Source organism: Clostridium fessum (genome assembly GCF_027698965.1).
Lineage (GTDB): Bacteria > Bacillota > Clostridia > Lachnospirales > Lachnospiraceae > Otoolea > Otoolea fessa.
On the sequence record NZ_JAQEQF010000001.1, the window covers coordinates 281,678 to 305,903 of the forward strand.

37 protein-coding genes, 1 pseudogene and 1 riboswitch are annotated in these 24,226 nt (G+C 46.0%); of the genes and pseudogenes, 2 read left to right on the top strand and 36 right to left on the bottom strand.

The features are described from left to right. Positions 1–102: 102 nt before the first annotated feature. Together spo0A and PG862_RS01345 are read right to left on the bottom strand one after the other, a co-directional pair. Positions 103–909, bottom strand: coding sequence for a sporulation transcription factor Spo0A (gene spo0A, locus PG862_RS01340; RefSeq protein ID WP_117796494.1), 807 nt, complete (start codon positions 907–909; stop codon positions 103–105). Between the two features lie 428 nt (positions 910–1,337). Continuing rightward, positions 1,338–1,413, bottom strand: a riboswitch (cyclic di-GMP riboswitch). A 214-nt stretch (positions 1,414–1,627) separates the two neighbouring features. Next, positions 1,628–1,744 (bottom strand): annotated as a pseudogene (locus PG862_RS01345) (SpoIVB peptidase S55 domain-containing protein); the annotation flags it as partial. 94 nt (positions 1,745–1,838) lie between these two features. Between PG862_RS01345 and PG862_RS01350 the strand changes: the two are divergent. Continuing rightward, on the top strand, positions 1,839–2,201 hold the full coding sequence (locus PG862_RS01350) for a winged helix-turn-helix domain-containing protein (protein ID WP_182457230.1): 363 nt from the start codon (positions 1,839–1,841) through the stop codon (positions 2,199–2,201). 131 nt (positions 2,202–2,332) lie between these two features. On the opposite strand, the gene spoIVB is transcribed toward PG862_RS01350, so the two are convergent. The 34 genes from spoIVB to PG862_RS01520 all read right to left on the bottom strand — a co-directional run bounded on the left by spoIVB (position 2,333) and on the right by PG862_RS01520 (position 22,787). Then, positions 2,333–3,658, bottom strand: a complete 1,326-nt coding sequence (gene spoIVB / locus PG862_RS01355; RefSeq protein ID WP_333563178.1) for a SpoIVB peptidase — start codon at positions 3,656–3,658, stop codon at positions 2,333–2,335. Positions 3,659–4,037: 379 nt separating this feature from the next. Further along, positions 4,038–4,574, bottom strand: coding sequence for a bL17 family ribosomal protein (locus PG862_RS01360; protein WP_022360547.1), 537 nt, complete (start codon positions 4,572–4,574; stop codon positions 4,038–4,040). Between the two features lie 177 nt (positions 4,575–4,751). Continuing rightward, on the bottom strand, positions 4,752–5,714 hold the full coding sequence (locus tag PG862_RS01365; protein WP_270706235.1) for a DNA-directed RNA polymerase subunit alpha: 963 nt from the start codon (positions 5,712–5,714) through the stop codon (positions 4,752–4,754). 123 nt (positions 5,715–5,837) lie between these two features. Next, positions 5,838–6,431: a 30S ribosomal protein S4 gene (gene rpsD, locus PG862_RS01370; RefSeq protein ID WP_107000789.1), complete on the bottom strand. Its 594-nt coding sequence runs from the start codon at positions 6,429–6,431 to the stop codon at positions 5,838–5,840. A gap of 18 nt (positions 6,432–6,449) precedes the next feature. Further along, complete coding sequence (gene rpsK / locus PG862_RS01375) at positions 6,450–6,851, bottom strand: 30S ribosomal protein S11 (protein ID WP_022360550.1); 402 nt, start codon at positions 6,849–6,851, stop codon at positions 6,450–6,452. A gap of 75 nt (positions 6,852–6,926) precedes the next feature. Next, a complete protein-coding gene (rpsM, locus tag PG862_RS01380) occupies positions 6,927–7,295 on the bottom strand; it encodes a 30S ribosomal protein S13 (RefSeq protein ID WP_022360551.1) in 369 nt (122 codons plus the stop codon). 131 nt (positions 7,296–7,426) lie between these two features. Further along, positions 7,427–7,540 carry a 50S ribosomal protein L36 gene (gene rpmJ / locus PG862_RS01385; protein ID WP_003497809.1) on the bottom strand — a complete coding sequence of 38 codons (114 nt, stop codon included), beginning with the start codon at positions 7,538–7,540 and terminating at the stop codon, positions 7,427–7,429. Positions 7,541–7,789: 249 nt separating this feature from the next. Then, positions 7,790–8,008 (bottom strand): translation initiation factor IF-1, encoded by a 219-nt coding sequence (gene infA, locus PG862_RS01390; RefSeq protein ID WP_022360552.1) that lies wholly within the window; start codon positions 8,006–8,008, stop codon positions 7,790–7,792. Between the two features lies 1 nt (position 8,009). Continuing rightward, positions 8,010–8,282 (bottom strand): hypothetical protein, encoded by a 273-nt coding sequence (locus PG862_RS01395; RefSeq protein WP_270706237.1) that lies wholly within the window; start codon positions 8,280–8,282, stop codon positions 8,010–8,012. A 253-nt stretch (positions 8,283–8,535) separates the two neighbouring features. Further along, positions 8,536–9,285: a type I methionyl aminopeptidase gene (gene map, locus PG862_RS01400; RefSeq protein WP_117796496.1), complete on the bottom strand. Its 750-nt coding sequence runs from the start codon at positions 9,283–9,285 to the stop codon at positions 8,536–8,538. A 3-nt stretch (positions 9,286–9,288) separates the two neighbouring features. Then, a complete protein-coding gene (locus PG862_RS01405) occupies positions 9,289–9,933 on the bottom strand; it encodes an adenylate kinase (RefSeq protein WP_022360555.1) in 645 nt (214 codons plus the stop codon). 108 nt (positions 9,934–10,041) lie between these two features. After that, positions 10,042–11,358 carry a preprotein translocase subunit SecY gene (gene secY / locus PG862_RS01410; protein WP_107000793.1) on the bottom strand — a complete coding sequence of 439 codons (1,317 nt, stop codon included), beginning with the start codon at positions 11,356–11,358 and terminating at the stop codon, positions 10,042–10,044. Between the two features lies 1 nt (position 11,359). Continuing rightward, positions 11,360–11,800: a 50S ribosomal protein L15 gene (gene rplO, locus PG862_RS01415; RefSeq protein WP_022360557.1), complete on the bottom strand. Its 441-nt coding sequence runs from the start codon at positions 11,798–11,800 to the stop codon at positions 11,360–11,362. Between the two features lie 23 nt (positions 11,801–11,823). Next, entirely contained in the window at positions 11,824–12,006 is a 183-nt protein-coding gene (gene rpmD, locus PG862_RS01420) for a 50S ribosomal protein L30 (protein ID WP_022360558.1), read from the bottom strand. A 15-nt stretch (positions 12,007–12,021) separates the two neighbouring features. After that, positions 12,022–12,531: a 30S ribosomal protein S5 gene (gene rpsE / locus PG862_RS01425; RefSeq protein ID WP_022360559.1), complete on the bottom strand. Its 510-nt coding sequence runs from the start codon at positions 12,529–12,531 to the stop codon at positions 12,022–12,024. Positions 12,532–12,550: 19 nt separating this feature from the next. Further along, positions 12,551–12,919 (bottom strand): 50S ribosomal protein L18, encoded by a 369-nt coding sequence (gene rplR, locus PG862_RS01430; protein WP_022360560.1) that lies wholly within the window; start codon positions 12,917–12,919, stop codon positions 12,551–12,553. Between the two features lie 17 nt (positions 12,920–12,936). Further along, entirely contained in the window at positions 12,937–13,479 is a 543-nt protein-coding gene (gene rplF, locus PG862_RS01435) for a 50S ribosomal protein L6 (protein WP_022360561.1), read from the bottom strand. A 178-nt stretch (positions 13,480–13,657) separates the two neighbouring features. Next, positions 13,658–14,059, bottom strand: a complete 402-nt coding sequence (rpsH, locus tag PG862_RS01440) for a 30S ribosomal protein S8 (protein WP_022360562.1) — start codon at positions 14,057–14,059, stop codon at positions 13,658–13,660. A 201-nt stretch (positions 14,060–14,260) separates the two neighbouring features. Next, the gene (locus PG862_RS01445) at positions 14,261–14,446 is read right to left on the bottom strand and encodes a type Z 30S ribosomal protein S14 (protein WP_022345134.1); all 186 of its coding nucleotides are present in this window, start codon (positions 14,444–14,446) and stop codon (positions 14,261–14,263) included. A gap of 14 nt (positions 14,447–14,460) precedes the next feature. Then, entirely contained in the window at positions 14,461–15,000 is a 540-nt protein-coding gene (rplE, locus tag PG862_RS01450; RefSeq protein ID WP_022360563.1) for a 50S ribosomal protein L5, read from the bottom strand. 23 nt (positions 15,001–15,023) lie between these two features. Further along, entirely contained in the window at positions 15,024–15,329 is a 306-nt protein-coding gene (gene rplX, locus PG862_RS01455) for a 50S ribosomal protein L24 (protein WP_022360564.1), read from the bottom strand. A gap of 12 nt (positions 15,330–15,341) precedes the next feature. Next, the gene (gene rplN, locus PG862_RS01460; RefSeq protein WP_022360565.1) at positions 15,342–15,710 is read right to left on the bottom strand and encodes a 50S ribosomal protein L14; all 369 of its coding nucleotides are present in this window, start codon (positions 15,708–15,710) and stop codon (positions 15,342–15,344) included. A gap of 27 nt (positions 15,711–15,737) precedes the next feature. Beyond that, positions 15,738–15,992: a 30S ribosomal protein S17 gene (rpsQ, locus tag PG862_RS01465; RefSeq protein ID WP_107000794.1), complete on the bottom strand. Its 255-nt coding sequence runs from the start codon at positions 15,990–15,992 to the stop codon at positions 15,738–15,740. Between the two features lie 39 nt (positions 15,993–16,031). Beyond that, positions 16,032–16,232, bottom strand: coding sequence for a 50S ribosomal protein L29 (gene rpmC / locus PG862_RS01470; RefSeq protein WP_270706241.1), 201 nt, complete (start codon positions 16,230–16,232; stop codon positions 16,032–16,034). Beyond that, the gene (rplP, locus tag PG862_RS01475; RefSeq protein WP_022360568.1) at positions 16,222–16,659 is read right to left on the bottom strand and encodes a 50S ribosomal protein L16; all 438 of its coding nucleotides are present in this window, start codon (positions 16,657–16,659) and stop codon (positions 16,222–16,224) included. Before rplP ends, rpmC begins: the two co-directional genes overlap by 11 nt. Then, positions 16,659–17,315 carry a 30S ribosomal protein S3 gene (gene rpsC / locus PG862_RS01480; protein ID WP_022360569.1) on the bottom strand — a complete coding sequence of 219 codons (657 nt, stop codon included), beginning with the start codon at positions 17,313–17,315 and terminating at the stop codon, positions 16,659–16,661. The genes rplP and rpsC overlap by 1 nt, the downstream gene beginning before the upstream one ends. A 12-nt stretch (positions 17,316–17,327) precedes the next feature. After that, complete coding sequence (gene rplV, locus PG862_RS01485) at positions 17,328–17,714, bottom strand: 50S ribosomal protein L22 (RefSeq protein WP_022360570.1); 387 nt, start codon at positions 17,712–17,714, stop codon at positions 17,328–17,330. Between the two features lie 26 nt (positions 17,715–17,740). Continuing rightward, positions 17,741–18,022 (bottom strand): 30S ribosomal protein S19, encoded by a 282-nt coding sequence (rpsS, locus tag PG862_RS01490; RefSeq protein WP_022360571.1) that lies wholly within the window; start codon positions 18,020–18,022, stop codon positions 17,741–17,743. Positions 18,023–18,036: 14 nt separating this feature from the next. Then, positions 18,037–18,876: a 50S ribosomal protein L2 gene (gene rplB / locus PG862_RS01495; RefSeq protein ID WP_022360572.1), complete on the bottom strand. Its 840-nt coding sequence runs from the start codon at positions 18,874–18,876 to the stop codon at positions 18,037–18,039. A gap of 91 nt (positions 18,877–18,967) precedes the next feature. Further along, positions 18,968–19,267: a 50S ribosomal protein L23 gene (gene rplW / locus PG862_RS01500; RefSeq protein ID WP_022360573.1), complete on the bottom strand. Its 300-nt coding sequence runs from the start codon at positions 19,265–19,267 to the stop codon at positions 18,968–18,970. Next, entirely contained in the window at positions 19,267–19,887 is a 621-nt protein-coding gene (rplD, locus tag PG862_RS01505; RefSeq protein WP_022360574.1) for a 50S ribosomal protein L4, read from the bottom strand. The genes rplW and rplD overlap by 1 nt, the downstream gene beginning before the upstream one ends. A 29-nt stretch (positions 19,888–19,916) precedes the next feature. Beyond that, entirely contained in the window at positions 19,917–20,552 is a 636-nt protein-coding gene (gene rplC / locus PG862_RS01510) for a 50S ribosomal protein L3 (protein ID WP_022360575.1), read from the bottom strand. Positions 20,553–20,657: 105 nt separating this feature from the next. Continuing rightward, positions 20,658–20,975, bottom strand: a complete 318-nt coding sequence (gene rpsJ, locus PG862_RS01515) for a 30S ribosomal protein S10 (protein ID WP_022360576.1) — start codon at positions 20,973–20,975, stop codon at positions 20,658–20,660. 423 nt (positions 20,976–21,398) lie between these two features. Continuing rightward, complete coding sequence (locus tag PG862_RS01520; protein WP_118481969.1) at positions 21,399–22,787, bottom strand: N-acetylmuramoyl-L-alanine amidase family protein; 1,389 nt, start codon at positions 22,785–22,787, stop codon at positions 21,399–21,401. 556 nt (positions 22,788–23,343) lie between these two features. Here PG862_RS01520 and PG862_RS01525 point away from each other — a divergent pair. Then, positions 23,344–24,210, top strand: a complete 867-nt coding sequence (locus PG862_RS01525; RefSeq protein ID WP_117796499.1) for a class I SAM-dependent methyltransferase — start codon at positions 23,344–23,346, stop codon at positions 24,208–24,210. Positions 24,211–24,226 lie beyond the last annotated feature (16 nt).

A 24,226-nucleotide genomic window follows, 5' to 3' on the forward strand; every position in this document is an offset into this window, starting at 1 on the left:
CACGTTTTCTTACGGCACTTTCGGTTCCAAAAGTGCCTACCCATGAACAGTAACGTTAAAAAGGCTTACAGCACTTTCGACTCCAAAAAGCACCGCACGATTTTATACATCCCGCTTATAATCCAGGCAAATCTTATCAACAATCAATGCGATAAATTCCGAATTGGTCGGCTTTCCTTTCCCTGTGCTGACGGTATATCCAAATAGATCGTTGATCGTGTCCATCTTGCCGCGGCTCCATGCGACCTCAATCGCGTGGCGGATTGCCCGCTCGACACGGCTTGAAGTGGTCTGGCGCTTCTTGGCGATGGTCGGGTACAGGATTTTCGTCACAGAACCGAGCATTTCTTTATCACTGACTGACAAAATAATCGCATCCCGCAGGTACTGATATCCCTTAATATGAGCCGGAATCCCAATCTCATGCAGAATCTGCGTCACATCGCTCTCCAGATTCTGTCTTTCATATTCCGCCGACACCATATACGGCTCCACCTTCCGGTTGCCCGCCAGGGTCGAAGCGCGGTTCCTGTAATTCTTCAGGCGATGTACCTTGTCTAAAACCGCCTCCTTCGAAAATGGCTTTACTATGTAATAACAGGCGCCCATCCGAAAAGCATCCGCTGTCAGATTCTCGCTGCTCGCAGCTGTAATCATAACAAAGGAAGTGTCAGCTGAACAGTCTTGATTTGTCTTGATGCGCTCCATAACCGAAATTCCATCCATTCCCGGCATCACTACGTCCAGAAATACAATATCCGGCTTTGTCTTTACGATCATATTATAGGCATCGGTTCCGTTTTCCGCTTTTCCGACCACCTGAATCTCCTTATCACTTTCCAGTATATTTCCAAGCATATCCAATGCCTGACGATTATCCTCTGCGATCGCAATCTTCATTTCTGCCATAATATTCTCCTCCTCGGCACCTGTGATGATTAAAATAATTATAAATTCTTTTTTTAACAAGTTTCAACTCGTTTTGATCGCGCAGTTCGACACTCAACGCTCATTTTGTCTATCAATTCTTTTGATGCAAAATAAATTACACAAGATGCAAACTATATATAAGCATGTATTGTAGCTAACCGTATCTGTTAAGATTCCGCTATAAACCTTCTACCGCCCAGCCGCCATACGCCTATCTAACGATCCCTTATCACCACGTTTTACCGATTCCGGTCGAAAGACACACAAAATACACGCAATTAAAAAGCCTCCACGACCGGTTTCTGAACATGAAAATTCCATCTTTGCAGATCAAGTTTCGATAAATTCCTATAAAAAAACAGAGTTACGCCATAGCCATACAACTATAACATACTCTGTTATCGTGTTAATGCAACTGGCTGCCATTTTACAGGCCCTATAGCTTTGCGTCGCAGCTTTTCAACTGTTTTGCCAAATATGTAATTTGCTCTATTATATACGCTTTTTTTATATCCTGTCAATAAAGAGAGCAAAAACTTTGTACTTTGCATGTTACTGTTCACACACGTGTGCCCAGCAACAGGATTTTGCCGATGCTGCGCATTCAAAATCGGCAAAATCTGCTGCCAGAACTGTATCATATGGAATTTTAAGTTCAGAAAATTCCCACCCGTAAACAGTTACTTTGCATCCAGATTCAATGTCCCAGCATATTCTCCACCAGAATCCCATACCCACGCGTCGAATCCTGAATAAAAACGTGCGTAACTGCTCCGATGAGTTTTCCGTTCTGGATGATGGGGCTGCCGCTCACGAGTGATTGTCATTATGGACAACAATAAAAAGTAATATAGCTTGTATTATTATTTTTGGATGATATAATTAAAAAATGTGAGGTGAATATGCATATGATGTCTTTGGAAAATGAAAAACGTTTATTACTCTTGTTAAGTTCTTATTATTTAAGAACAAATGTCACAAAAAATAATGTTTTGGATTATATTGAAGATAATCATTGGATGACCTTTGATCAACATGATTTAGAAACAAAACATAACCGGAACGAACTTGTATGGCGAAACGATCTTGCGTTTGTTAGAAAGCATTTAGCACAAGACGGTTTGTTTATATCAGGAATTCGTAACAACTGGTCTATTACAGAAAAAGGTATTATAGAACTAAAAAGCCTTGCAAACGAAGCTCTTAACGAACCCAATCTTCGTAAAATAACCTCTAACGCTATTAACAGTATTAACAATTTGCATTTTTAAAACACATCAAAGGGCGAGGAATCACCTCCCCTTTTGACGTCTTAATTTAATCCTGCTTTTGGGACTTACTATAAAAAAGAAGCACTCACATAAGGGACAAACATCCCGGATGAGTGCTTCTTTGTTTTTGCTTAATTTATGCTGTTTTCAGCCGCTTCCAGCATATTCTCCGCAAAAATCCCATACCCACGCGTCGAATCCTGAATAAAAACGTGCGTAACTGCTCCGATGAGTTTTCCGTTCTGGATGATGGGGCTGCCGCTCATGCCCTGGACGATCCCGCCGGTCAGGGACAGAAGTTCCGGATCGGTTACGCGAATGACCATGTCCTTGTTATGGCGGTTGGAGGAGTGGTCTATTTTCTGAATCTCAATCTCGTAGTCTTTCAATTCCCCGGACACGCTGCTGCGGATGCAGGCACGGCCTTTTTTGACCTCCTGACGGTAACCGATCGGAATTGCAGGGTTCTTTACCCGGCTTAAAAAGCGCGGATTTGCCGTCCCGAAAATACCCTGATCCGTATTGGCCTCCACACTTCCCAGCCGCGACTGATTTCCATAGTAAATAACGCCCGACATCACGCCCGGCTTTCCGAAACTTCCCTTCTCCACGCCCAGAATCTCCGTATCGTATAGTTCGCCGCCGGAGGTCTGCACCAGAAGTCCCGTGTCGCCGTCGCTGATACCGTGTCCCAGCGCTCCAAACGCGCCGTTAGCACATACATAGGTCATCGTACCGATGCCCTGCGTATCGTCGCGGATCCACAGCCCCAGCTTATAGTCTCCCTCCTGCGTCTGTACCGGCGTCATCTGTACATCCATCGTCTCTCCCTCGCGGCGCACCGAAAGTGTCAGAGCCATATTTCCCGCTTCCTTGACCGCCTGTATCATATCTTTCTTGTCCGTCGCCGGCGTCCCGTTGATTGCCTCGATATAGTCTCCAGAACGCAGGATTCCGTCCGCCGGATCCATCACTTCTCCCGTCTGTGCCGTCACCTTTCCGGTTCCGATCACCATCAGTCCATCGGATTTCATGTAAATACCCACCGGCAGCCCGCAGGGAACCGCATACTGGACGTCCGACACATCTACCTCGATATCCTTTAATTTCCATATTCCAAAGAGTTTGAGACTTAAACGGTACGTTCCCTCCTGTTCGGAATAGATGGAAAAGGGCTGGTTAAGCTGCAGATGGATCTGGTCGGACGGAATTTTAGAGCTTCCGTTTAAAAGCACCTCCTCGCTCTCACTTTTCAGCAATGCCTGAAACGGCAGGCCAAAGCGAACTTGCTCCTGCCGGTCCACCACCACATTGATGCGGTCGGGAACCGCGTTCTTCACATATTGATAAGACATGCCGGCAAGCACAATGACCCCCGCACCAAAGATTACCAGCAGAACACGGCGAAGTTTTTCCTTCCGACTTGTTGTTTTCCACATACTAGGGTTTTTTCGCACGTTTTTTCCTCCTTCTACTCCTATGTACTTCCCCCGTTCCGTAGATTCCGCCCTGCGGCGAATTTCAACGAAATGCAGATGTACACTCTGTTTGAATCCAAGAAATTGTTCCATAAAATCGTTTAATCCTAGTATGCGGAAAACCGTAAAATTCAGTCTGCTATTTTTGCGCCATTCTTTCTATTTTTTTCATTCAATTAAAACCCTGGCTTTTTCTCATGGTAAACAGTTACAAAAATTCCATTCTAACGTCAAAAAACCCGGCTCAGAAGACAGATTTCTCTGTCTCCCAAACCGGGGTATAAAATCATCTTGCGATTCAAAACTTGCGTAAAAGAACGAAGATTTGATACAACTTAAACAAACGAATCTATCTAAATTATACCAGCTCTAACAGAACTTCCATAGCGCCGTCGCCCTTACGCTGACCGATCTTAACGATACGGCTGTAACCACCATTGCGGTTAGCATACTTCGGTGCAAGCTCATCAAAAAGCTTAGCCGGCATATCTACCTTCTTCGTGTTTTTCTTCTTGCCTGCTCTTGCAGTCGGAACATCTGTTACATCGTAGAGAACCTTCAGCATCTGTCTTCTAGCGTGAAGTCTGGAAGCTTTATCTTTCTTGATCTCTTTCTCTACTTCGTCGTAAACGGTAACTTTCTTGCCGTCAACAACTTCTTTTACTCTCTTGCCGTTCTCGTCTTTGCGAGCTACCTTAGCGGTAACTTTAACGGTCTCGAAGTTATCTTTCTCTTTTACTGCCAGAGCGATCAGACCCTCAGCGATCTTCTTCACTTCTTTTGCTCTTGCCTCAGTGGTAACGATCTTGCCGTTGAATAACAGTGCGGTTACCAGGCTGCGCAGCATTGCTTTTCTCTGACTGGAAGTTCTTCCAAGTTTTCTATATCCTGCCATGATTCATTTCCTCCATTTGCGGAAGCCGGCTTCCATGCCCTTTGGACTTACTGAATGCCTGCTAAATATAATATAATTGATTGATGGTTATGCAGGGACCTGTGCCATTCGGACTTACCCGTCCCCGTATCTGCATGAAAAGAACGCACTGCAAAGCACGTCCACCCACGCGGTATCTTAAGCCTCTTCGCTCGGATTAAGCTGAAGACCTAATTCTTTCAGTTTTGCAAGAACCTCTTCCAGGGATTTGCGACCCAGGTTTCTGACTTTCATCATATCCTCCGGTGTACGGTTGCACAGCTCCTCCACTGTATTGATTCCGGCTCTCTTTAAACAGTTGTAAGAACGAACGGATAACTCCAGCTCGTCGATGTTCATCTCAAGCACTTTCTCTTTCTCGTTGTCTTCCTTCTCTACCATAACCTCTGCGGTCTTAGCATTCTCGGAAAGGTCGATGAAGAGGTTCAGATGCTCGCTCAGAACCTTTGCTGCCAGGCTGACAGCTTCGTCTGGTGCCAGCGTTCCATTTGTGTATACATCTAATGTCAGCTTATCATAGTCTGTCACCTGACCCACACGGGTGTTCTCAACGGTCATATTGACACGCTCCACCGGTGTGTAGATAGAATCAACAGCCAGAACTCCGATTGGGAGGTCTTCGCTCTTGTTCTTGTCTGCGCTGATGTAGCCGCGGCCCTTCGTGATCGTCAGCTCCATGTAGAATTTGCTGTCCGCGCCGCCGCTTAATGTAGCGATGGTCTGTTCCGGATTCAAAATCTCAATGTCAGAATCAGCGTGAATGTCAGCTGCTGTGATGACGCCTTCGCCCTCGAACTCGATGTACGCAGTCTTCGGCTCATTGGTCTCGCTGCTGTTTTTGATCGCCAGACTCTTGATGTTCATGATGATCTCAGTTACATCCTCTTTCACACCCGGGATAGAACTGAACTCATGTAAAACGCCGTCGATTTTCACTTGACTTACTGCTGCACCAGGCAATGAAGAAAGCATAATTCTTCTTAAAGAATTACCTAAAGTGGTACCATAGCCTCTCTCAAGCGGCTCAACCACAAACTTGCCATATCTTTTGTCTTCGGAAATCTCAGCAATTTCAATTTTTGGTTTTTCAAAATCGAACACGATAGCCCCTCCTTTTGGGAACATTTTTGAGGGTCTGCCATACTCTTGTAGCCTCGGAATCTCCCAGGCAGCTGCATGAACAGGTACAAGGGAGATTCAAGACTAACATAATGATAATAATTATTATTTGGAGTACAGCTCGACGATAAGCACCTCGTTTACAGGAACGTCAATTTCGTCTCTGCTCGGTAACTCTTTAACAGTACCTTTCAGGTTCTCAGCGTCAACTTCCAGCCATGCCGGTACCATTCTTCCGCCGGTTACCTCAGCGATATCTTTATATCTCTGTGAAGATTTGTACTTCTCTTTGATCTCGATTACATCGCCAGCCTTAACTAAGTAGGACGGGATGTTTACGCTCTTGCCGTTTACGAGAACGTGCTTGTGATCTACGATCTGACGTGTCTCTTTTCTTGTACGGCCAAAGCCCATTCTGAATAATACATTATCCAGACGGCACTCCAGAAGGATCATCAGGTTAGCACCGACCTGACCATTCATTCTGGATGCTTTTGCATAGTAATTTCTAAACGGTTTCTCTAACACACCGTAGATGAATTTTGCTTTCTGCTTCTCTCTCAGCTGGAGTGCATACTCGCTCATCTTTCTGTTGGCTCTCGTTAATTTTCTCGTTGATTTCTTGTCGATTCCTAAATAAACCGGATCAAGGTCAAGAGATCTACATCTTTTAAGTACAGGAACTCTATCTACTGCCACTTTACTTGCACCTCCTAATTAGACTCTTCTACGTTTCGGCGGACGGCATCCGTTATGCGGAACCGGAGTTACGTCCTTAATGCTTGTTACTTCCAGACCACATGCCTGAAGAGCACGGATTGCTGCTTCACGACCAGATCCCGGACCTTTTACCATAACGTCTACAGACTTTAAGCCATGGATAAGAGCTGCCTTCGTTGCAGTTTCTGCAGCCATCTGAGCTGCATATGGAGTAGATTTCCTTGAACCTCTAAATCCCAGACCGCCTGCACTTGCCCATGATAAGGCATTACCCTGTGCATCTGTTAAAGTAACGATTGTGTTATTAAAAGATGACTGGATGTGCGCCTGTCCGCGTTCAACGTTTTTCTTTACACGCTTTTTTGTCACTTTCTTGCCAGTGGACACTTTTTTAGCCATTTTAAACTAACCTACTTTCTCAAATATTGAATCCTGTTGCTAAACCTAACCTGATTCAGTTTCCTTGTTACTTAATTATTTTTTCTTGTTTGCTACTGTCTTTCTCGGACCCTTACGAGTTCTAGCGTTGGTCTTTGTCTTCTGACCACGAACCGGAAGGCTCTTTCTATGACGGATGCCTCTGTAGCATCCAATCTCCTGCAGTCTCTTGATGTTCATAGCGATCTCTCTTCTCAGATCACCCTCAACCACCTGACTGTCAGCGATGATTGCCGCAAGCTTCTTAACTTCATCGTCAGTTAAGTCCTTAACACGAGTGTCAGGATTAACTTCAGCTTCGGCCAGGATACGGGCTGCACTTGCTCTACCGATACCGTAGATGTAAGTCAAGCCGATCTCTACGCGTTTCTCTCTTGGTAAATCGACACCTGAAATACGAGCCATGTGTGTAGTACACCTCCATTAGTTTTTCTTACTTCTTCGTTGATAATGTATAAATTTGCTTAAACTACTGAACAACTCATCCGAGTGGTTCATAATAGAAAGCCGCGCGAAAAAATAGATGCTAAATCAAATTAGCCCTGTCTTTGTTTGTGCTTCGGATTCTCACAGATTACTCTGATACTGCCTTTTCTCTTGATGATCTTGCACTTTTCGCAAATTGGTTTAACCGATGATCTAACCTTCACAGCAATTCTCCTTTCCGTAATAGTCCGTCCAATCTCGGACATACAATTTTTTATAACCTATTGCAGTCCTGTGTCGGACTTACAGGTACAACAGACTCGTTCCATCCCTCTGCCGTGAGAGGACAAAAGGGCGGATCTTACCTGATGCTTCAACAAAGTTCGCTAAAGCATTATAACATTTAAAATCCTATAATGCAAGCGAAATTTACACTTCTCTCAATATTTTTATTGAGAAAAATGGATTGGTCTTTATTTATCTCTCCAAATGATTCTTCCCTTAGAGAGATCGTATGGCGACATTTCCATTGTAACCTTATCGCCCGGCAGAATACGGATGTAGTTCATACGGAGTTTTCCGCTGATCGTAGCAAGTACGATGTGTCCGTTTTCCAGTTCTACCTTAAACATAGCGTTCGGCAGCTTCTCTGCTACTACGCCCTCAATCTCAATTACATCTGCTTTCGACATTCTATATACCTCCCTGCAATGATTTCTGAATGAAATAGCGGATCGCTTCATTCTGGACTGCCGCGCCGTCCGCAAACTGGGCTGCCAGCGCCTCATCCCATTTGTGGGAGAACTGCACGTGCTTTCTCTTCTTGCGTTTCGGCTTGGCGGCAGTTTTAGTGCGTCCGTCTGCCAGATACACGTAGCGTGCATCTTCTCTGACTATAATATAATAAGTGCCTTTGTCGTGGCCCGCAAGTGAGCGAACCAGACAGCCAGTTCCATATTCCGTCATTCTGATCTCCGTTTCTGTAGACAGGTGTTTCCGCTCCCGCCGCAGGCTTCTCAGATTACAGTTTGTTCGCTTGCCTATTTGCTCACTTAGCTTGCAAACAGGGCAAAAATTCATGCAGATTTGTCTTCGACAAAGAATTTTTGCCATTGCCCGCCTTATTGATCGGCTCGGACATCTGCCTCAAGATGCGTACATACTGTAATCGGAAAGCCTGCTTAGGTCTTCGTAAAAACTTCCCCAGCTTACTTCTTCTTTATAAGGAAAGGATCTCAGGTTCGCCCTCTGTAATAAGAATCGTATTTTCATAATGAGCAGCCCAGCCGCCATCTTCCGTCATGACGGTCCAGTCATCATCGAGCCAGACTACTTCGTAGCTGCCCTCGGTAATCATCGGCTCGATCGCGAGCGTCATGCCGGGCTGTAAGAGAATTCCTTTTCTTTTTCTTGCAAAATTCGGAATCTCCGGATCCTCATGCAGATGGGAACCGATTCCATGACCAACCAGATCCCTGACAACACCAAAACCGAAACTTTCGGCATATTTCTGGATCGCTGCAGAGATGTCATTGAGATGATTGCCAGCTTTGGCAAATTTAATTCCCTCAAAGAAGCTCTGTCTGGTAACTTCAATCAGTTTTTTGGCATCATCGTCGATCTCTCCGATGCCGTAAGTCCGGGCTGCGTCTGAGTGGTATCCTTTGTAGATCACTCCTGCATCCAGACTGACGATGTCTCCCTCATCGAGAAAATGTTCCTTGTGCGGGATTCCATGTACAACCTCATCATTGACAGAGACGCAGATCGATGCGGGATAGCCGTTGTAATTTTTGAACGAGGGAATGCAGCCGTAACTCCGGATGATTTCCTCTCCCATATGATCAATATCCCAGGTGGACATACCCGGCCGAAGATTCTTCGCCAGTTCCTCATGCGTTTTGGCGAGAATTCTTCCCGCCTCACGCATCAGTTCAATCTCCCTGGGAGATTTTATCGTCACTGCCATGTTTTAAGCTCCCAAAATATCCGTAATGTTCTTGAATACGTCTTCCATGGTCTGTGTACCGTCTACCGTATGAAGAACGCCCTTCTTCTCATAGTACTCGATCAGCGGGTGTGTCTGGTCATGGTATATTTCCAGACGTTTCTGTACAGTCTCCGGCTTGTCATCATCACGAAGCACCAGCTCAGAACCGCACTTGTCGCAGATTCCTTCTTTTTTCGGTGCTGCGAACTGGATGTGGTAGGTAGCGCCGCACTTTAAGCACGCACGGCGTCCTGCCATGCGGTTTACGATGTTTGCATCCGGCACATCTACGTTGAGCGCGAAATCAATCGCCTCGCCGTTTGCTGCCAGCGCCTCTGTCAGACTCTCAGCCTGCGGGATCGTTCTTGGGAATCCATCCAGAATATAGCCGTTCTTGCAGTCAGCCTCATGGATCCGGTCAAGAAGCATGCCGATCGTTACCTCGTCCGGTACTAAAAGCCCCTGATCGATGAACGATTTTGCTTTTTTACCAAGCTCTGTGCCTGCCTTGATATTGGAACGGAAAATATCTCCGGTAGAAATGTGCGGAATGCCGTATTTTTCTGCAATTCTCTGAGCCTGTGTTCCTTTTCCGGCTCCCGGTGCTCCTAACATAACAATCTTCATAATGGTTACAATCTCCCTATATACAACAGAATCGCCTCCAGGCAGGAGCTGTCTCCGGCCACCTCCAGCCGTAAAGTAAGCAAGCTCCCGCCCAGAAAGCGAGTTGTCTTAGTCGTTTAAGAATCCTTTATAGTTGCGAACCAGCATCTGTGATTCGACTGCTTTGATTGTCTCAAGTACTACACCTACGATAATGATAAGAGAAGTACCTCCGAAGGAGAGACGGCTCACTGAGAACAGTCCAGAGACAATGATCGGAACCAGGCAGACAATGATCAGTCCGCAGGCACCAATCAGTATAATATACTCCAGAATTCCATCCAGGTAATCGGATGTTGGCTTTCCTGGACGAATGCCCGGGATGAAGCCGCCAGATTTCTTCATGTTGTTTGCTACTTCAAGCGGGTTGAATGTAATGGATGTGTAGAAATACGCAAACACAATAATCAACGCGATGTAGACAATTAAACCAACTGAATAAGCCGGACGCTCTGGATTAAACCAGGAGCTGGAATTCAGAGCCAGAAGAATCTTTCCTCCGATGGTGTCATAATTAACCTGGAAAAATCCAGCAATTACCACCGGGAAAGACATCAGGGATGAAGCAAAGATAACAGGAATAACACCTGCTGTATTTACTTTTAACGGGATGCTTGTGGACTGACCGCCAACCATCTTACGTCCCTGCATCTTTTTAGAATACTGAACCGGAATTCTCCGCTCTGCATCCTGTAAAATGATAACAAATACAACCATCGCTACGATAACCGCTACGATAATCACGGCTGTTACAACTGCAACCGCCACGATCTTGCCCTGCAGGAAACGCTCATAGAGCGTAATCATATCGCTTGGCATGGTTGAAATGATATTGAACAGAAGCACGATAGAAATACCGTTTCCGACGCCGTTCTCGGTGATTCGCTCACCGATCCACATCAGCATGGCACTTCCGGCTGTCATTGTCACAATAGCGACAATCACATTCAGGGCAGTAAACTCAACTAAAAGTCCCTTGCCGCCGAAACCGATCGCCATAGCGACGGACTGCATCAGCGCCAGTGCAACCGTAAGGTAACGCGTATATTCCGCAATCTTCTTTCTTCCGTCCTCGCCCTCCTGCTGCATTTCCTCTAATTTCGGAATTGCAATTGTCAGAAGCTGCATGATAATGGAAGAAGTGATGTACGGGGTAATACTCAATGCGAATACCGACATGTTCGTGAACGAACCGCCGGTAATCGTATTGAAGAAACCAAACGCATCATTGGACTGTCTTGTAAACAGTTCCTGGAAAAATGTTGTATTAACTCCGGGAATCGGCAGCTGCGATCCGATACGGGTCACAACCAGCATAAAGAACGTATAGAGGAGTTTTTCTCTGACCTCTTTTATCTTAAATGCATTCTGGAGCGTTTTTAACATATTAGATCACCTCGCAGGTTCCGCCAACGGCCTCGATCTTAGCTTTCGCGCCTTCACTTACCGCATCAACCTTTACGTTCAGCTTTTTGGTCAGCTCGCCATTGCCGAGGATCTTAACGCCGTCACGCGGGTTCTTTACGATGCCTGCTTCGATTAATGTTTCAACCGTAACAACTGTGTCGTTCTCGAATCTCTCAAGAGCGCTTACGTTGATACCAACGATGGTCTTAGAATTTCTGTTTGTGAAGCCTCTCTTCGGGAGACGTCTATATAACGGCATCTGACCGCCTTCAAATCCTGGTCTCGGAGCGCCGGAACGAGCTTTCTGTCCCTTATGTCCCTTACCAGCAGTCTTACCGTTGCCTGATGCGTGACCACGACCTCTTCTGAAGCTGTCGCTGTGCTTAGAGCCTACCGCCGGCTTTAAATTGGATAAATCCATGACTGCACCTCCTTGCAAATATCTTAGATTTCCTCTACTTTAACTAAATGTCTAACATTCTGGATCATGCCTCTGATAGCGGCGTTGTCCGGCTGCTCAACTGTCTTGCCAGTCTTGTTTAAACCAAGAGCTGCAACCGTTGCTTTCTGCTTCGGGATAGCGCCAATAGGAGACTTAACCAATGTGATTTTTAATTTCTCTGCCATTTTTATCTCCTCCTATTAGTTCAGAATTTCTTCTACAGACTTACCGCGAAGTTTTGCAACCTCTTCCGGAGTCTTTAAAGAACCTAAGCCTGCCAGGGTAGCAAGAACTACGTTTGCCTTGTTGTTGGAACCAAGGGATTTTGTACGGATGTTCTTGTAACCAGCCAGATCCAGTACGGCACGAGCCGGACCACCAGCGATAATACCGGTACCTTCCGGAGCCTTCTTCAGAAGTACGTTAGCGCTTCCGAATTTGCCGAGGAAATCGTGCGGGATGCTATTGTTCTCATCGAACGGAACCTCCATCAGGTTTCTGGCAGCTGCCTCTTTGCCCTTGCGGATTGCTTCCGGAACCTCAGCAGCTTTTCCCATACCAGCACCAACGTGGCCGTTTTTATCTCCAACTACTACTAAAGCGGAAAAACGCATTGTACGTCCGCCCTTAACGGTCTTGGATACACGTTTGATTGCCACTACAGTATCCTCTAACTCGAACTGGTTGGCATCAATTTTTGTACGTTTCATGTGTATGTTCTCCTTCCTACTAGAATTCCAGACCAGCCTCGCGGGCTGCATCTGCTAATGCCTGAACTTTTCCGTGGTAAATAAATCCGCCTCTATCGAAGACAACTTCTTTAATACCTTTTTCAAGCGCTCTCTTAGCGATTACAGTTCCAACGTGAGCTGCTGCTGCAACATCGTTCGTCTTCTCCAGTTCAGCTTTAACTTCCTTCTCGGCAGTGGAAGCTGCTACTAAAGTTTTTCCAACTGTATCATCAATGATCTGAGCATACATATGATTATTACTTCTAAACACTGCTAAACGCGGTCTCTCGGCTGTGCCAGAAAAACGGTTGCGTAATCTAACGTGTTTTTTAACGCGAATTTCGCTTCTTGACTGTTTGCTAACCATCTTCACACTCTCCTTAATTATTTCTTACCAGTCTTACCAACTTTACGTCTGATAACCTCATCGGCATACTTAATACCTTTGCCCTTGTACGGCTCAGGTCTTCTCTTATCCCGAATCTCAGCTGCATACTGGCCAACTTTTTCTTTGCTGATACCTTTAACAGTGATCTTGTTCTGTCCTTCCAGAACAGTCTCAATGCCTTCCGGATCTTCCATCTCTACCGGATGGGAGTAACCAAGGCTGAGAACCAGTTTCTTGCCCTGCTTCGCTGCTCTGTAACCAACACCGTTAACTTCCAGGACTTTCTCATAGCCTTCTGTTACACCATGAATCATGTTGTTAATTAAGGTTCTTGTCAGACCGTGTAAAGATTTCATTTTCTTTAAGTCGTTCGGTCTGGTAACTACGATATGACCATCCTCTTCTTTGATGTTCATCTCAACCGGGAGTTCTCTCTCAAGAGTTCCCTTCGGACCTTTTACAGTCACTAAATTGTTCTCTGCGATTGTTACGGTTACGCCCGCCGGAATCGCAACTGGCATTCTTCCGATACGTGACATGCCTTTTACCTCCTACTTAGATTTTCGGAGAAGCCTGAGCGGCTTCTCTGTTTTCAGTTGTATCTATAATGTTTCGTCCACTCGACTAAGTTCGTCTATCGTCTTCGACTCTGACTCACTAAGGCTCGGGACGGGCTTTCGCACTAAACTCGAAAAGACCTCGTAAAGTGCTCAATGCCTACCAAACAAATGCAAGAACTTCTCCGCCTACGCCGAGTTCTCTTGCCTGCTTGTCAGTGATAACGCCCTGGTTGGTGGAGATGATAGCTACACCTAAACCGCCCAGTACCTTCGGCATATCTTCCTTGTTTGCGTAGATACGCAGACCCGGTTTGGATATTCTCTTGATGCCGGAGATGATTTTCTCGTTTTTGTCTTTACCATACTTTAAGGTAATACGGATAGTCTTGAAATTGCCGTCCTCAACAACGTCATATTTCTTGATGAAACCTTCCTTTACCAGGATGTCAGCGATTGCTAATTTCATCTTGGAAGACGGAACATCTACTGTATCATGTTTTGCAGTGTTAGCATTACGGATTCTTGTAAGCATATCTGCAATCGGATCGCTCATTGTCATTTTGAGTGTGCCTCCTTATAATTTGACTACCACTTACTGTAAGTGGGTTTCGGTGGGTTTTGGGAACACTAGGATGTGTCCTCTATAATATAGGCATCGTCCACTCGACTAAGCTCGTCTATCGTCTTCGACTCTGACTCACTAAGTCTCGGGACGGGCTTTCGCACTAGATTCGAAACTACCTCATCAAGTGCTCAATGCCTACCAGCTTGCTTTCTTTACGCCCGGAATTTCGCCCTTGTAAGCTAATTCACGGAAGCAAACTCTGCAGATGCCGTATTTTCTTAAATATGCATGCGGACGACCGCAGATTCTGCAGCGGTTATATTCTCTGGTGGAGAATTTTGCCGGACGCTGCTGTTTAATCTTCATTGAAGTTTTAGCCATGATAAATCCTCCTATTATTTAGCAAATGGCATGTTGAACTGAGTTAACAGCTCACGTGCTTCTTCGTCGGTCTTAGCAGTGGTAACGAAGATGATATCCATACCTCTTACCTTATCTACTTTATCGTACTCGATCTCCGGGAAGATAAGCTGCTCTTTGATACCCAGAGCGTAGTTGCCTCTGCCGTCAAATGCGTTCGGATTTACACCGCGGAAGTCTCTTACTCGCGGAAGAGCCAGGTTGATCAGACGATCAGCGAACTCATACATCTTCTCGCCACGCAAGGTAACTTTACAGCCGATAGCCATACCCTCTCTAAGTTTGAAGTTAGCGACTGATTTTTTCGCTTTTGTAAGAACTGCCTTCTGGCCAGTGATGATTTCCATATCTCTTACAGCAGAGTCCAGAACTTTAGCATTTTCTTTTGCCTCGCCAACGCCCATGTTGATAACAATCTTGTCCAGCTTCGGCACTTCCATGATATTTTTATATCCGAATTTTTTGATCATAGCGTCTACGATTTCGCTCTGATACATTTCTTTTAATCTAGCCAATTTTAACGTTCCTCCTCTCTGTATTAGTCAATTACTTTACCGGTTGCCTTAGCAACGCGGACTTTCTTGCCGTCTTCTACTTTGAAGCCAACTCTCGTAGCCTTGCCATCCACTACCAGCATAACGTTGGAAATGTCAAGCGCGCCTTCCTGATGGATGATGCCGCCCTGCTGATTAGCTGCAGACGGTTTGGTATGCTTTGTTACCATGTTGCATCCCTCAACCAGGACTGTATTCTTCTTTACATTAACGGAAAGAACTTTTCCGGTTTTGTCTTTGTCTTTACCTGTGATAACCTTTACCAGGTCGCCTTTTTTAATTTTATGCACAGCTGACACCTCCTACAGTACTTCCGGAGCCAGGGAAACAATCTTCATAAACTGTTTCTCACGAAGCTCTCTGGCAACCGGCCCAAAAATACGGGTTCCTCTCGGGTTCTTGTCGTCTTTGATGATAACGGCTGCGTTCTCATCAAATTTGATGTAGGAACCATCTTTACGGCGTGCGCCCTTAACGGTACGTACAACAACGGCCTTCACTACATCGCCTTTCTTTACAACACCGCCTGGTGTTGCATCTTTAACGCTGGCAACGATTACATCGCCAATATTTGCATATCTTCTAGTAGAGCCGCCCATAACGCGGATACAGAGTAATTCTTTCGCACCGGTATTGTCGGCAACCTTTAATCTGGTCTCCTGCTGAATCATGCCCAATACTCCTTTCTGATTTAGAAATTATCTCGCTTTCTCGATAATTTCGACGAGTCTCCATCTCTTATCCTTGGATAACGGTCTTGTTTCCATTACCTTTACAGTATCACCGATACCGCACTCGTTGTTCTCGTCGTGTGCTTTTAATTTATAAGTTCTCTTAACAATCTTACCGATTAAAGGATGTTTTACGTGGTTTTCGATAGCAACTACGATTGTTTTGTCCATCTTGTTGCTTACTACCTTACCGGTACGTGTTTTTCTAAGATTTCTTTCCACGGTAGATATCTCCTTTCCTATTTTAGGAATCTATGATAATTAGTTCGCTTTCTCTGTAATAACAGTCTGAATACGAGCGATGTTTCTGCGAACTTCTTTAATTCTGCTTGTATTATCCAGCTGGTTGGTAGCGTTCTGGAATCTTAAGTTGAAGAGTTCCTTCTTAGCAGCTACTAATTCTTTGTTTAATTCTGCAGATGTCTTAGCTTTTAAATCTTCTACATACTTATTAATTTTCACTGTTATCACCGCCTTCTAAATCTGCTTTAGAAGCAATCTTGCACTTGCACGGAAGTTTGTGCATAGCAAGACGAAGCGCTTCTCTCGCTGTCTCCTCTGGTACACCCGCGATCTCGAACATTACGCGGCCTGGTTTTACTACTGCTACCCAGTACTCAAGTGCGCCTTTACCGGAACCCATACGAGTCTCAGCCGGTTTAGCAGTTACTGGTTTATCCGGGAAAATCTTAATCCAAACTTTACCACCACGTTTGATGTAACGGGTCATGGCAACACGGGCTGCCTCGATCTGGTTGGATTTGATCCAGCACGGTTCTGTAGCGACTAAACCGTACTCACCGTAGTTGATTACATTTCCTCTAAGCGCCTTGCCGGCCATGGTACCACGGAACTGTTTACGACGCTTTACTCTTTTCGGCATTAACATTATTTATCGCTCCCTTCCTTATTTCCTTTCGCAGGAAGTACCTCGCCTTTGTAGATCCAAACCTTAACACCGGTCTTGCCGTATGTTGTGTTTGCCTCAGCGAAACCGTAGTCAATATCTGCTCTTAATGTCTGAAGCGGGATAGTGCCCTCGCTGTAGAACTCTGTACGAGCCATATCAGCACCGCCAAGACGTCCGGATACGGAAGCCTTGATACCCTTAGCTCCAGCCTTCATGGTTCTGCCCATAGCGGACTTCATCGCACGACGGAAGGAAATACGGTTCTCAAGCTGCTGAGCGATGTTCTCTGCAACGAGCTGAGCGTCTCTGTCTGGTCTCTTAACTTCTTTGATGTCTACAAAAACTTTCTTGTCAGTTAATTTCTGAACCTGAGCTTTTGTCTTCTCGATCTCTGCGCCGCCCTTACCGATAACAACGCCCGGTTTAGCAGTGTAAAGAATGATTTTTACTTTATCAGAAGCGCGCTCGATTTCGATTTTGGAAACACCGGCGCTGTATAATTTCTTCTTAAGGAAGGTTCTGATTTTGTGATCCTCTACCAGGTTATCTGCAAAATCAGCTTCCGCATACCATCTGGAATCCCAGTCTTTAATAACACCGACTCTTAAGCCGTGCGGATTAACTTTCTGTCCCATAATTGCCTCCTCTTATTTCTCATCAAGCACGATTGTGATGTGGCTCATTCTCTTTTCGATTCTGTAAGCGCGGCCCTGTGCTCTCGGTTTTACTCTCTTCATTGTCGGTCCCTTGTTAGCGAAGCATTCTGCAACGTACAGGTTCTCCGGATTCATCTGGTTGTTGTTCTCTGCGTTAGCAACAGCAGACTCGAGTAATTTTTTAATTAAAGTAGAAGCATATCTAGGATTGTATGTTACAATACCAAGCGCTGTCTTCACATCTTTGCCTCTGATGGCATCTAATACGAAGCATGCTTTCTGAACGGATACTCTGGCGTAAGACAGCTTAGCCGACGGTCTCGTATCCTTATTAGCATTTCTTTCTCTTTTAATCTGGGATCTATGTCCTTTAGCCATTGGTGAAACCTCCTTTCAAGCGTAACTTACTTACGTCCTGCTTTCTTCTCGTCTTTTCCGTGGCCTCTGTAAGTTCTAGTGGCTACGAACTCACCGAGTTTATGTCCAACCATGTCCTCTGTCACGTATACCGGAACATGTTTTCTACCATCGTGAACTGCGATTGTATGTCCAACCATCTGCGGGAAGATTGTGGAACGGCGGGACCAGGTTTTGATAACCTGTTTCTGTCCTGCTGCGTTCATCTCATCTACTTTCTTTAAAAGATGAGCATCTGCAAATGGTCCTTTTTTTAATGAACGACCCATTAGTATACCTCCTATTACTGTTTACCGTTTCTTCTTCTTACGATTAACTTATTAGACTGTTTGTTTTTCTTTCTGGTCTTCAGGCCGAGTGCCGGTTTGCCCCAAGGTGTGCAAGGACCTGGACGACCGATACTGGTCTTGCCCTCACCACCACCATGCGGATGGTCATTCGGGTTCATAACAGAACCGCGGACAGTCGGACGAATACCCATGTGACGTTTTCTACCAGCCTTACCGATATTGATCAGGTTGTGGTCGCCGTTGCCAACTACACCGATAGTAGCGCGGCAGCTGATCGGAACCATTCTCATCTCTCCGGACGGTAATCTAAGGGTTGCATATTTGCCTTCTTTAGCCATTAACTGAGCAGAGTTACCAGCGGAACGAACCAGCTGACCACCCTTGCCCGGAAGAAGCTCGATGTTGTGAATCTGTGCACCAACCGGGATTTCAGAAAGCGGTAAGCAGTTACCAACTTTTGCCTCAGCCTCTGCACCGCTCATAACCTTCTGTCCAACCTGTAAACCAGCCGGAGCAAGGATATAAGCTTTCTCGCCGTCTGCGTAGCAGATCAGAGCGATGTTTGCTGTACGGTTCGGATCGTACTCGATACCAAGTACGGTTGCTGCGATACCGTCTTTTGCATTTCTCTTGAAGTCGATGATTCTATATTTTCTTCTGGAACCGCCGCCTCTGTGACGAACGGTGATTTTACCCTGGTTGTTACGACCTGCGTTCTTCTTTAAAGAAACTACTAAGGATTTCTCCGGTGTGGATTTTGTAATCTCAGAGAAATCAGAGCCGGTCATATGTCTTCTGGAAGGTGTATATGGGCTGTAAGATTTAATTCCCATGACTTTGACTCCTTTCGTTCAACGCCTCCTGGCGTTTCTTCATGTTTTTCACGACATAGTGTTCGTCGTATAATTGTCTATTGAGGATGAATTATAAACCAGCGAAGATCTCGATCTCTTTGCTGTCCTCGGTCAGCTGAACGATAGCTTTCTTTGTTGCAGCTGTCTTACCGAATGTCATGCCTCTTCTCTTTGTCTTGCCGTCCATGTTCATGGTGTTGACACTCTTAACTTTGGTGCCCGGGAACATCTTCTCAACGGCTTCTTTGATCATAGTTTTGTTTGCCTCGGTGTGTACCAGGAAGGTGTATTTCTTGTCTGTCATAGCATTCATACTCTTCTCAGTTACAACCGGTTTGAGGATTACGTCATAGTACTGTACGTTTGCCATTATGCATATACCTCCTCGATAGAAGCTACAGCAGCCTTGGTTGCTACTACTGTGTTGTATTTCAGGATATCGTAAACGTTGATGGTGCTTACGGAAGCAGTCTTAACGTCTGCCACGTTTCTAGCGGATAATACAGCCTTGTCACAAGCCTCATCCAGAACAACTAAAGCTTTGTTTACTTTCAGGTTGTTCATAACCTCAACAAATTTCTTTGTCTTGATCTCGTCGAAGTTCATAGCCTCAACTACGATGAACTTGTTCTCGTTTACACGGCTTGTCAGAGCAGATTTAAGAGCAGCTCTCTTCTCTTTCTTATTTAAACGGATTGTGTAATCACGTGGTGTCGGAGCGAATACTACGCCGCCGCCCGTCCACTGCGGAGCTCTTGTTGAACCCTGTCTTGCATGTCCGGTACCTTTCTGTCTCCACGGTTTCTTACCACCGCCGGAAACTTCGGAACGGGTTTTTGCTTTCTGAGTTCCCTGACGTTTGTTAGCAAGCTGTGCTACAACTGCCATGTGAACCAGATGTTCATTTACTTCTACACCGAATACAGCATCATTCAGTTCTAATGTGCCAACTTCGTTGCCTTCTAAATTGAAAACAGATACGTTTGCCATCTGTATGTTCCTCCTTTCCCGTAAAAGCCTTATCTAGCGACCTTTACTGTCTCTTTGATTGTTACTAAGGATTTCTTCGGTCCCGGTACAGAGCCTTTAACAAGGAGTAAGTTGTTCTCAGTATCAACCTTAACAACCTCCAGGTTCTGAACAGTTACTTTTACGCTGCCCATGTGACCCGGCATTCCTTTGCCCTTAAATACGCGTCCCGGTGTGGTTGCAGAACCGTTGGAACCCTGATGACGATGGAACTTGGAACCGTGAGCCATCGGTCCTCTGTGCTGGCCGTGTCTCTTGATGGCACCCTGGAAACCTTTACCTTTGGAAATAGCAGTTGCATCAATTTTATCGCCTGCTGCGAAGATGTCTGCCTTGATTTCGTCTTTTACAGAATACTCTTCAGCATTCTCTAAGCGGAACTCTCTTACATATCTCTTGTAAGCAACGCCTGCTTTGTCAAAATGACCCTTAACCGGCTTTGTCACAAGTTTTTCTCTCTTGTCTACAAAACCAACCTGTACTGCTTTGTAGCCATCGTTCTCTTCTGTCTTAACCTGTGTAACAACACACGGTCCAGCCTGAAGAACGGTTACTGGAGTTAAAACTCCGTCTTCGTTGAAGATTTGAGTCATTCCGACTTTGGTAGCTAAAATCGCTTTCTTCATTAATCTGACCTCCTGTTTTTCTACAGCGGAACGCGTTCGTCAAACTCCCGCGTTCATCCTAGAACTGTCCAGATGTCTCTATCTAAACTAGTATAGGATTCTTAATTATTTGTTTTTCATCTTTACGTTGATGGACACGCCAGCCGGCATTTCCAGTCTCTGCAGTGCATCAACTGTCTTCTGGCTCGGAGCAATGATATCGATGAGTCTCTTATGAGTTCTCTGCTCGAACTGCTCTCTGGAATCTTTGTACTTATGAACTGCTCGCAGAATGGTTACTACCTCTTTCTTAGTTGGCAGCGGCACCGGTCCACTCACCTTTGATCCGTTTTTCTTTACAGTCTCAATGATTTTTGCAGCGGATGTATCTACCAGCTGATGATCATAAGCTTTCAGTGTGATTCTCATTACTTGACTTGCCATAAAAAAAGTCGCCTCCTTTTCGTACTATTAAGCACGACAAGCGGTGACTGTACACATACCCGTGTGTGTCCTCGCAGTCCACACACCAAATCCGTCATTTGTCTTCAGGATACTCTATTCTTGTACAGTGACTTGTCGCCAGTTTCCTAACTTGACATTCGCTCCGCGGAATAACCTGCTTATCATAAGCAGCAACCTCTCGTTTCATCGCTATCATGCCACAGCTTCGTTATAATAACACAGCTTTCTGGGAAATGCAAGTGTTTTTTAAAGAAAAAATCTATATTTTTCAAGAAAAAACAGGAGTTTCTTCTTCCGGTGGGTAATTGCACCTTTTATATAGAAGAAACTCCTGTTTATCCACAAGAATATATTTCCATGCAGAAATTTTATCTCAGTCGAGAAGACTCCCAGCTTTTTTAATTAATCCTCCCAATACGTCGGTTCCACCGGGGTTCTAGCCTCGTCGCTGCCATCGTCGCTTGTGCCGTCCACCTCTGTGACAACACCCGCAGAGCTTGTCTTAAACTTTGTGCCGTTCGCATCCTTCACGGTGCTGGATTTCACTACCTTGCCGCTCGTCGTTACCAGATAGTTTTTGTCATTGACTTCAATGACTTCATACTTGGTACCGCTGTCTGCCTTCTGAAGCTTACCCATGTAGTACAGGAATCCATCCTCCACACCTGAGTAGCCGCGTCCAGCCTTGTTGCCGCTGTCAGTGAAATAGAACTGTCCGGTCGTTCCGTCGCCCTCTACTACATTTCCCTTGCCTTTTACAACTGAGCTGGTCGCCTTGTCCGCGCCGAAGAAATAGCAGGCATACTGACCGCTCGTTCCTACCTCCAGACGTCTCAGACCATAGACCGGGTTGCCCTTCTCATTAAATAAGTAGGTAATATTGTTGATGCGGACCAGGTTGCTCGTCGAAGCGTCAGAAATCTTCGGACCCACCTTCGGCTCGCCGTTGCTTGAAAAATAATACCACTGTACATCGCTGCCGAGATCCAGATTGTAATCATCCTCCTCCGGCGGAGTCGTGGAGAGCCAGCCAGTCTGTACCTGACCGTTGCTCTGATAATAACGGTAATTTGCAAATCCAGAGGAATTTCCCATATCGACCCAGCCGGTCTGCATCGCTCCGTTTTCGTCGAAGCAGTAGTAGGTTCCGTCAATCTTATACTGTTTATATTTGGCACCGCCTAAAGAAGGCACATATTTCTTTCCTGAACTCTGAAAGTAGTACCAATGATGATCCTCATCGTCGTCGCCGGGTTTCACTTCATCATCGTCCTTTTTGGTATCATCCGGATCTTCCAAATATGCCCAGCCGATCTGCATGACACCATCTGCATTCGTGTAGTAGGTGTCATCATCCACCCAGCCCGTCTGCATCGCTCCATCACCGTCGAAGTAATAGTACTTGCCTCCGATCTTGGACCAGCCGTCGGATACCATCTTTCCGCTGGTGGAGAAATAGTACCAGACCGTCGTAGCGGAAGTCTCGTTCCATGCCGGATTGCGCTTCGGCAGTTTCAGCCACTTGTCAGTCGCCATGATGCCGGTACTCTCGACAAAGTATTCGTCGTCCACCCAGCAGTTCGACGCGATGTTGCCCTGGGAATCGAGATAGCGCCAGAGATTGTCTGCTCCCTTCTTCCAGGTATTCGTCACCTTGTTGCCATTGTTGTCCACATATATCCAGCTGTTTCCAGACTGCTGCCAGCCTTCTGCCGCGTAAGATGTCAGGGTCGCCGCCCCTATCATCAGCGCTGCGGAAAGGACGCAGACTGCCAGTTTCTGTTTCTTCATATACAAGCCCTCCCAGTTCACGATTGATAACGTCTATTCTCCCACCTGCTGCGCATTCGCACACTTCCCGTCGTGTGGAGACTGCATCAGATGCTTATAACGCCTTGTTTTGTTCCAGATACGTGCAATCTATCTTTTACCTAATATACATTTTAACAGGAGATGTAGGAATCTTCAAGGAGATTTATCTTTCAATTTATTTACTTTTTTTTGGCAGGAAGCCGTTCAAAAGGTTTGACACGCCAATCAATGACCGATATAATTAGGTATGCATTTCAACTGAACCGTTTTTCCGGTCAGACAGACTGCGTTTATGGTTACTGTGCGCGCATCGTGCCCAGTAACGGAATTTGCCGTGGCTTCGCATTTAAATACGGCAAATTCCTGCTGTCACCACGTTTTCTTACGGCACTTTCGGTTCCAAAAGTGCCTACCCGGGAACAGTAACCATTTATGCCATTTGGATGGAAATGGCTTATGGATAACACCGATTATAAAGGCGGCAGATACCCTTTTCCGGGGTTTGCGCCTCATTTTTTTGAAAGGATAAAATTTTATGTGGATTGCAGATGGATGGAACGATTATGAAGTGATTGACTGCTCCGAAGGAGAGAAACTGGAGCGGTGGGGCGACTATCTTCTGGTTCGCCCGGACCCGCAGGTTATCTGGAACACCCCCAAGACACACCGCGGCTGGAAAAAGATGAACGGACACTACCACAGAAGCTCCAAGGGCGGCGGCGAATGGGAATTTTTCGACCTGCCGGAGCAGTGGTCGATCCATTACAAAGAACTGACCTTTAACTTAAAACCGTTCAGCTTCAAGCACACAGGTCTCTTCCCGGAGCAGGCGGCAAACTGGGACTGGTTCGGTGACCGCATCCGCAATGCCGGACGCCCAATCAAGGTTTTAAACCTCTTTGCCTACACAGGCGGCGCTACCCTGGCGGCAGCCGCAGCCGGCGCCAGCGTGACCCATGTGGACGCCTCCAAGGGCATGGTAGCCTGGGCGAAGGAAAACTCCCGTTCCTCCGGGCTGGAAAATGCACCCATCCGCTGGATCGTCGATGACTGTGTGAAATTTGTTGAGCGTGAGATCCGCCGCGGCAACCATTACGACGGAATCATCATGGACCCGCCGTCCTACGGCCGCGGACCGAAAGGCGAGATCTGGAAGATCGAAACTTCGATTTACCCGTTCGTGCAGCTCTGTACGAAACTGTTATCGGACAACCCGCTCTTCTTCCTCATCAACTCCTACACCACCGGGCTGGCGCCGTCCGTCCTGACCTATATGCTCTCAACCGAAGTTGCCTCCACCCACGGCGGCACAGTGAAATCGGACGAGCTGGGACTTCCGGTTACCCGCACCGGACTGGTATTACCATGCGGTGCATCCGGACGCTGGGAATCTGGTAAATAACACTGGTATTCGGATG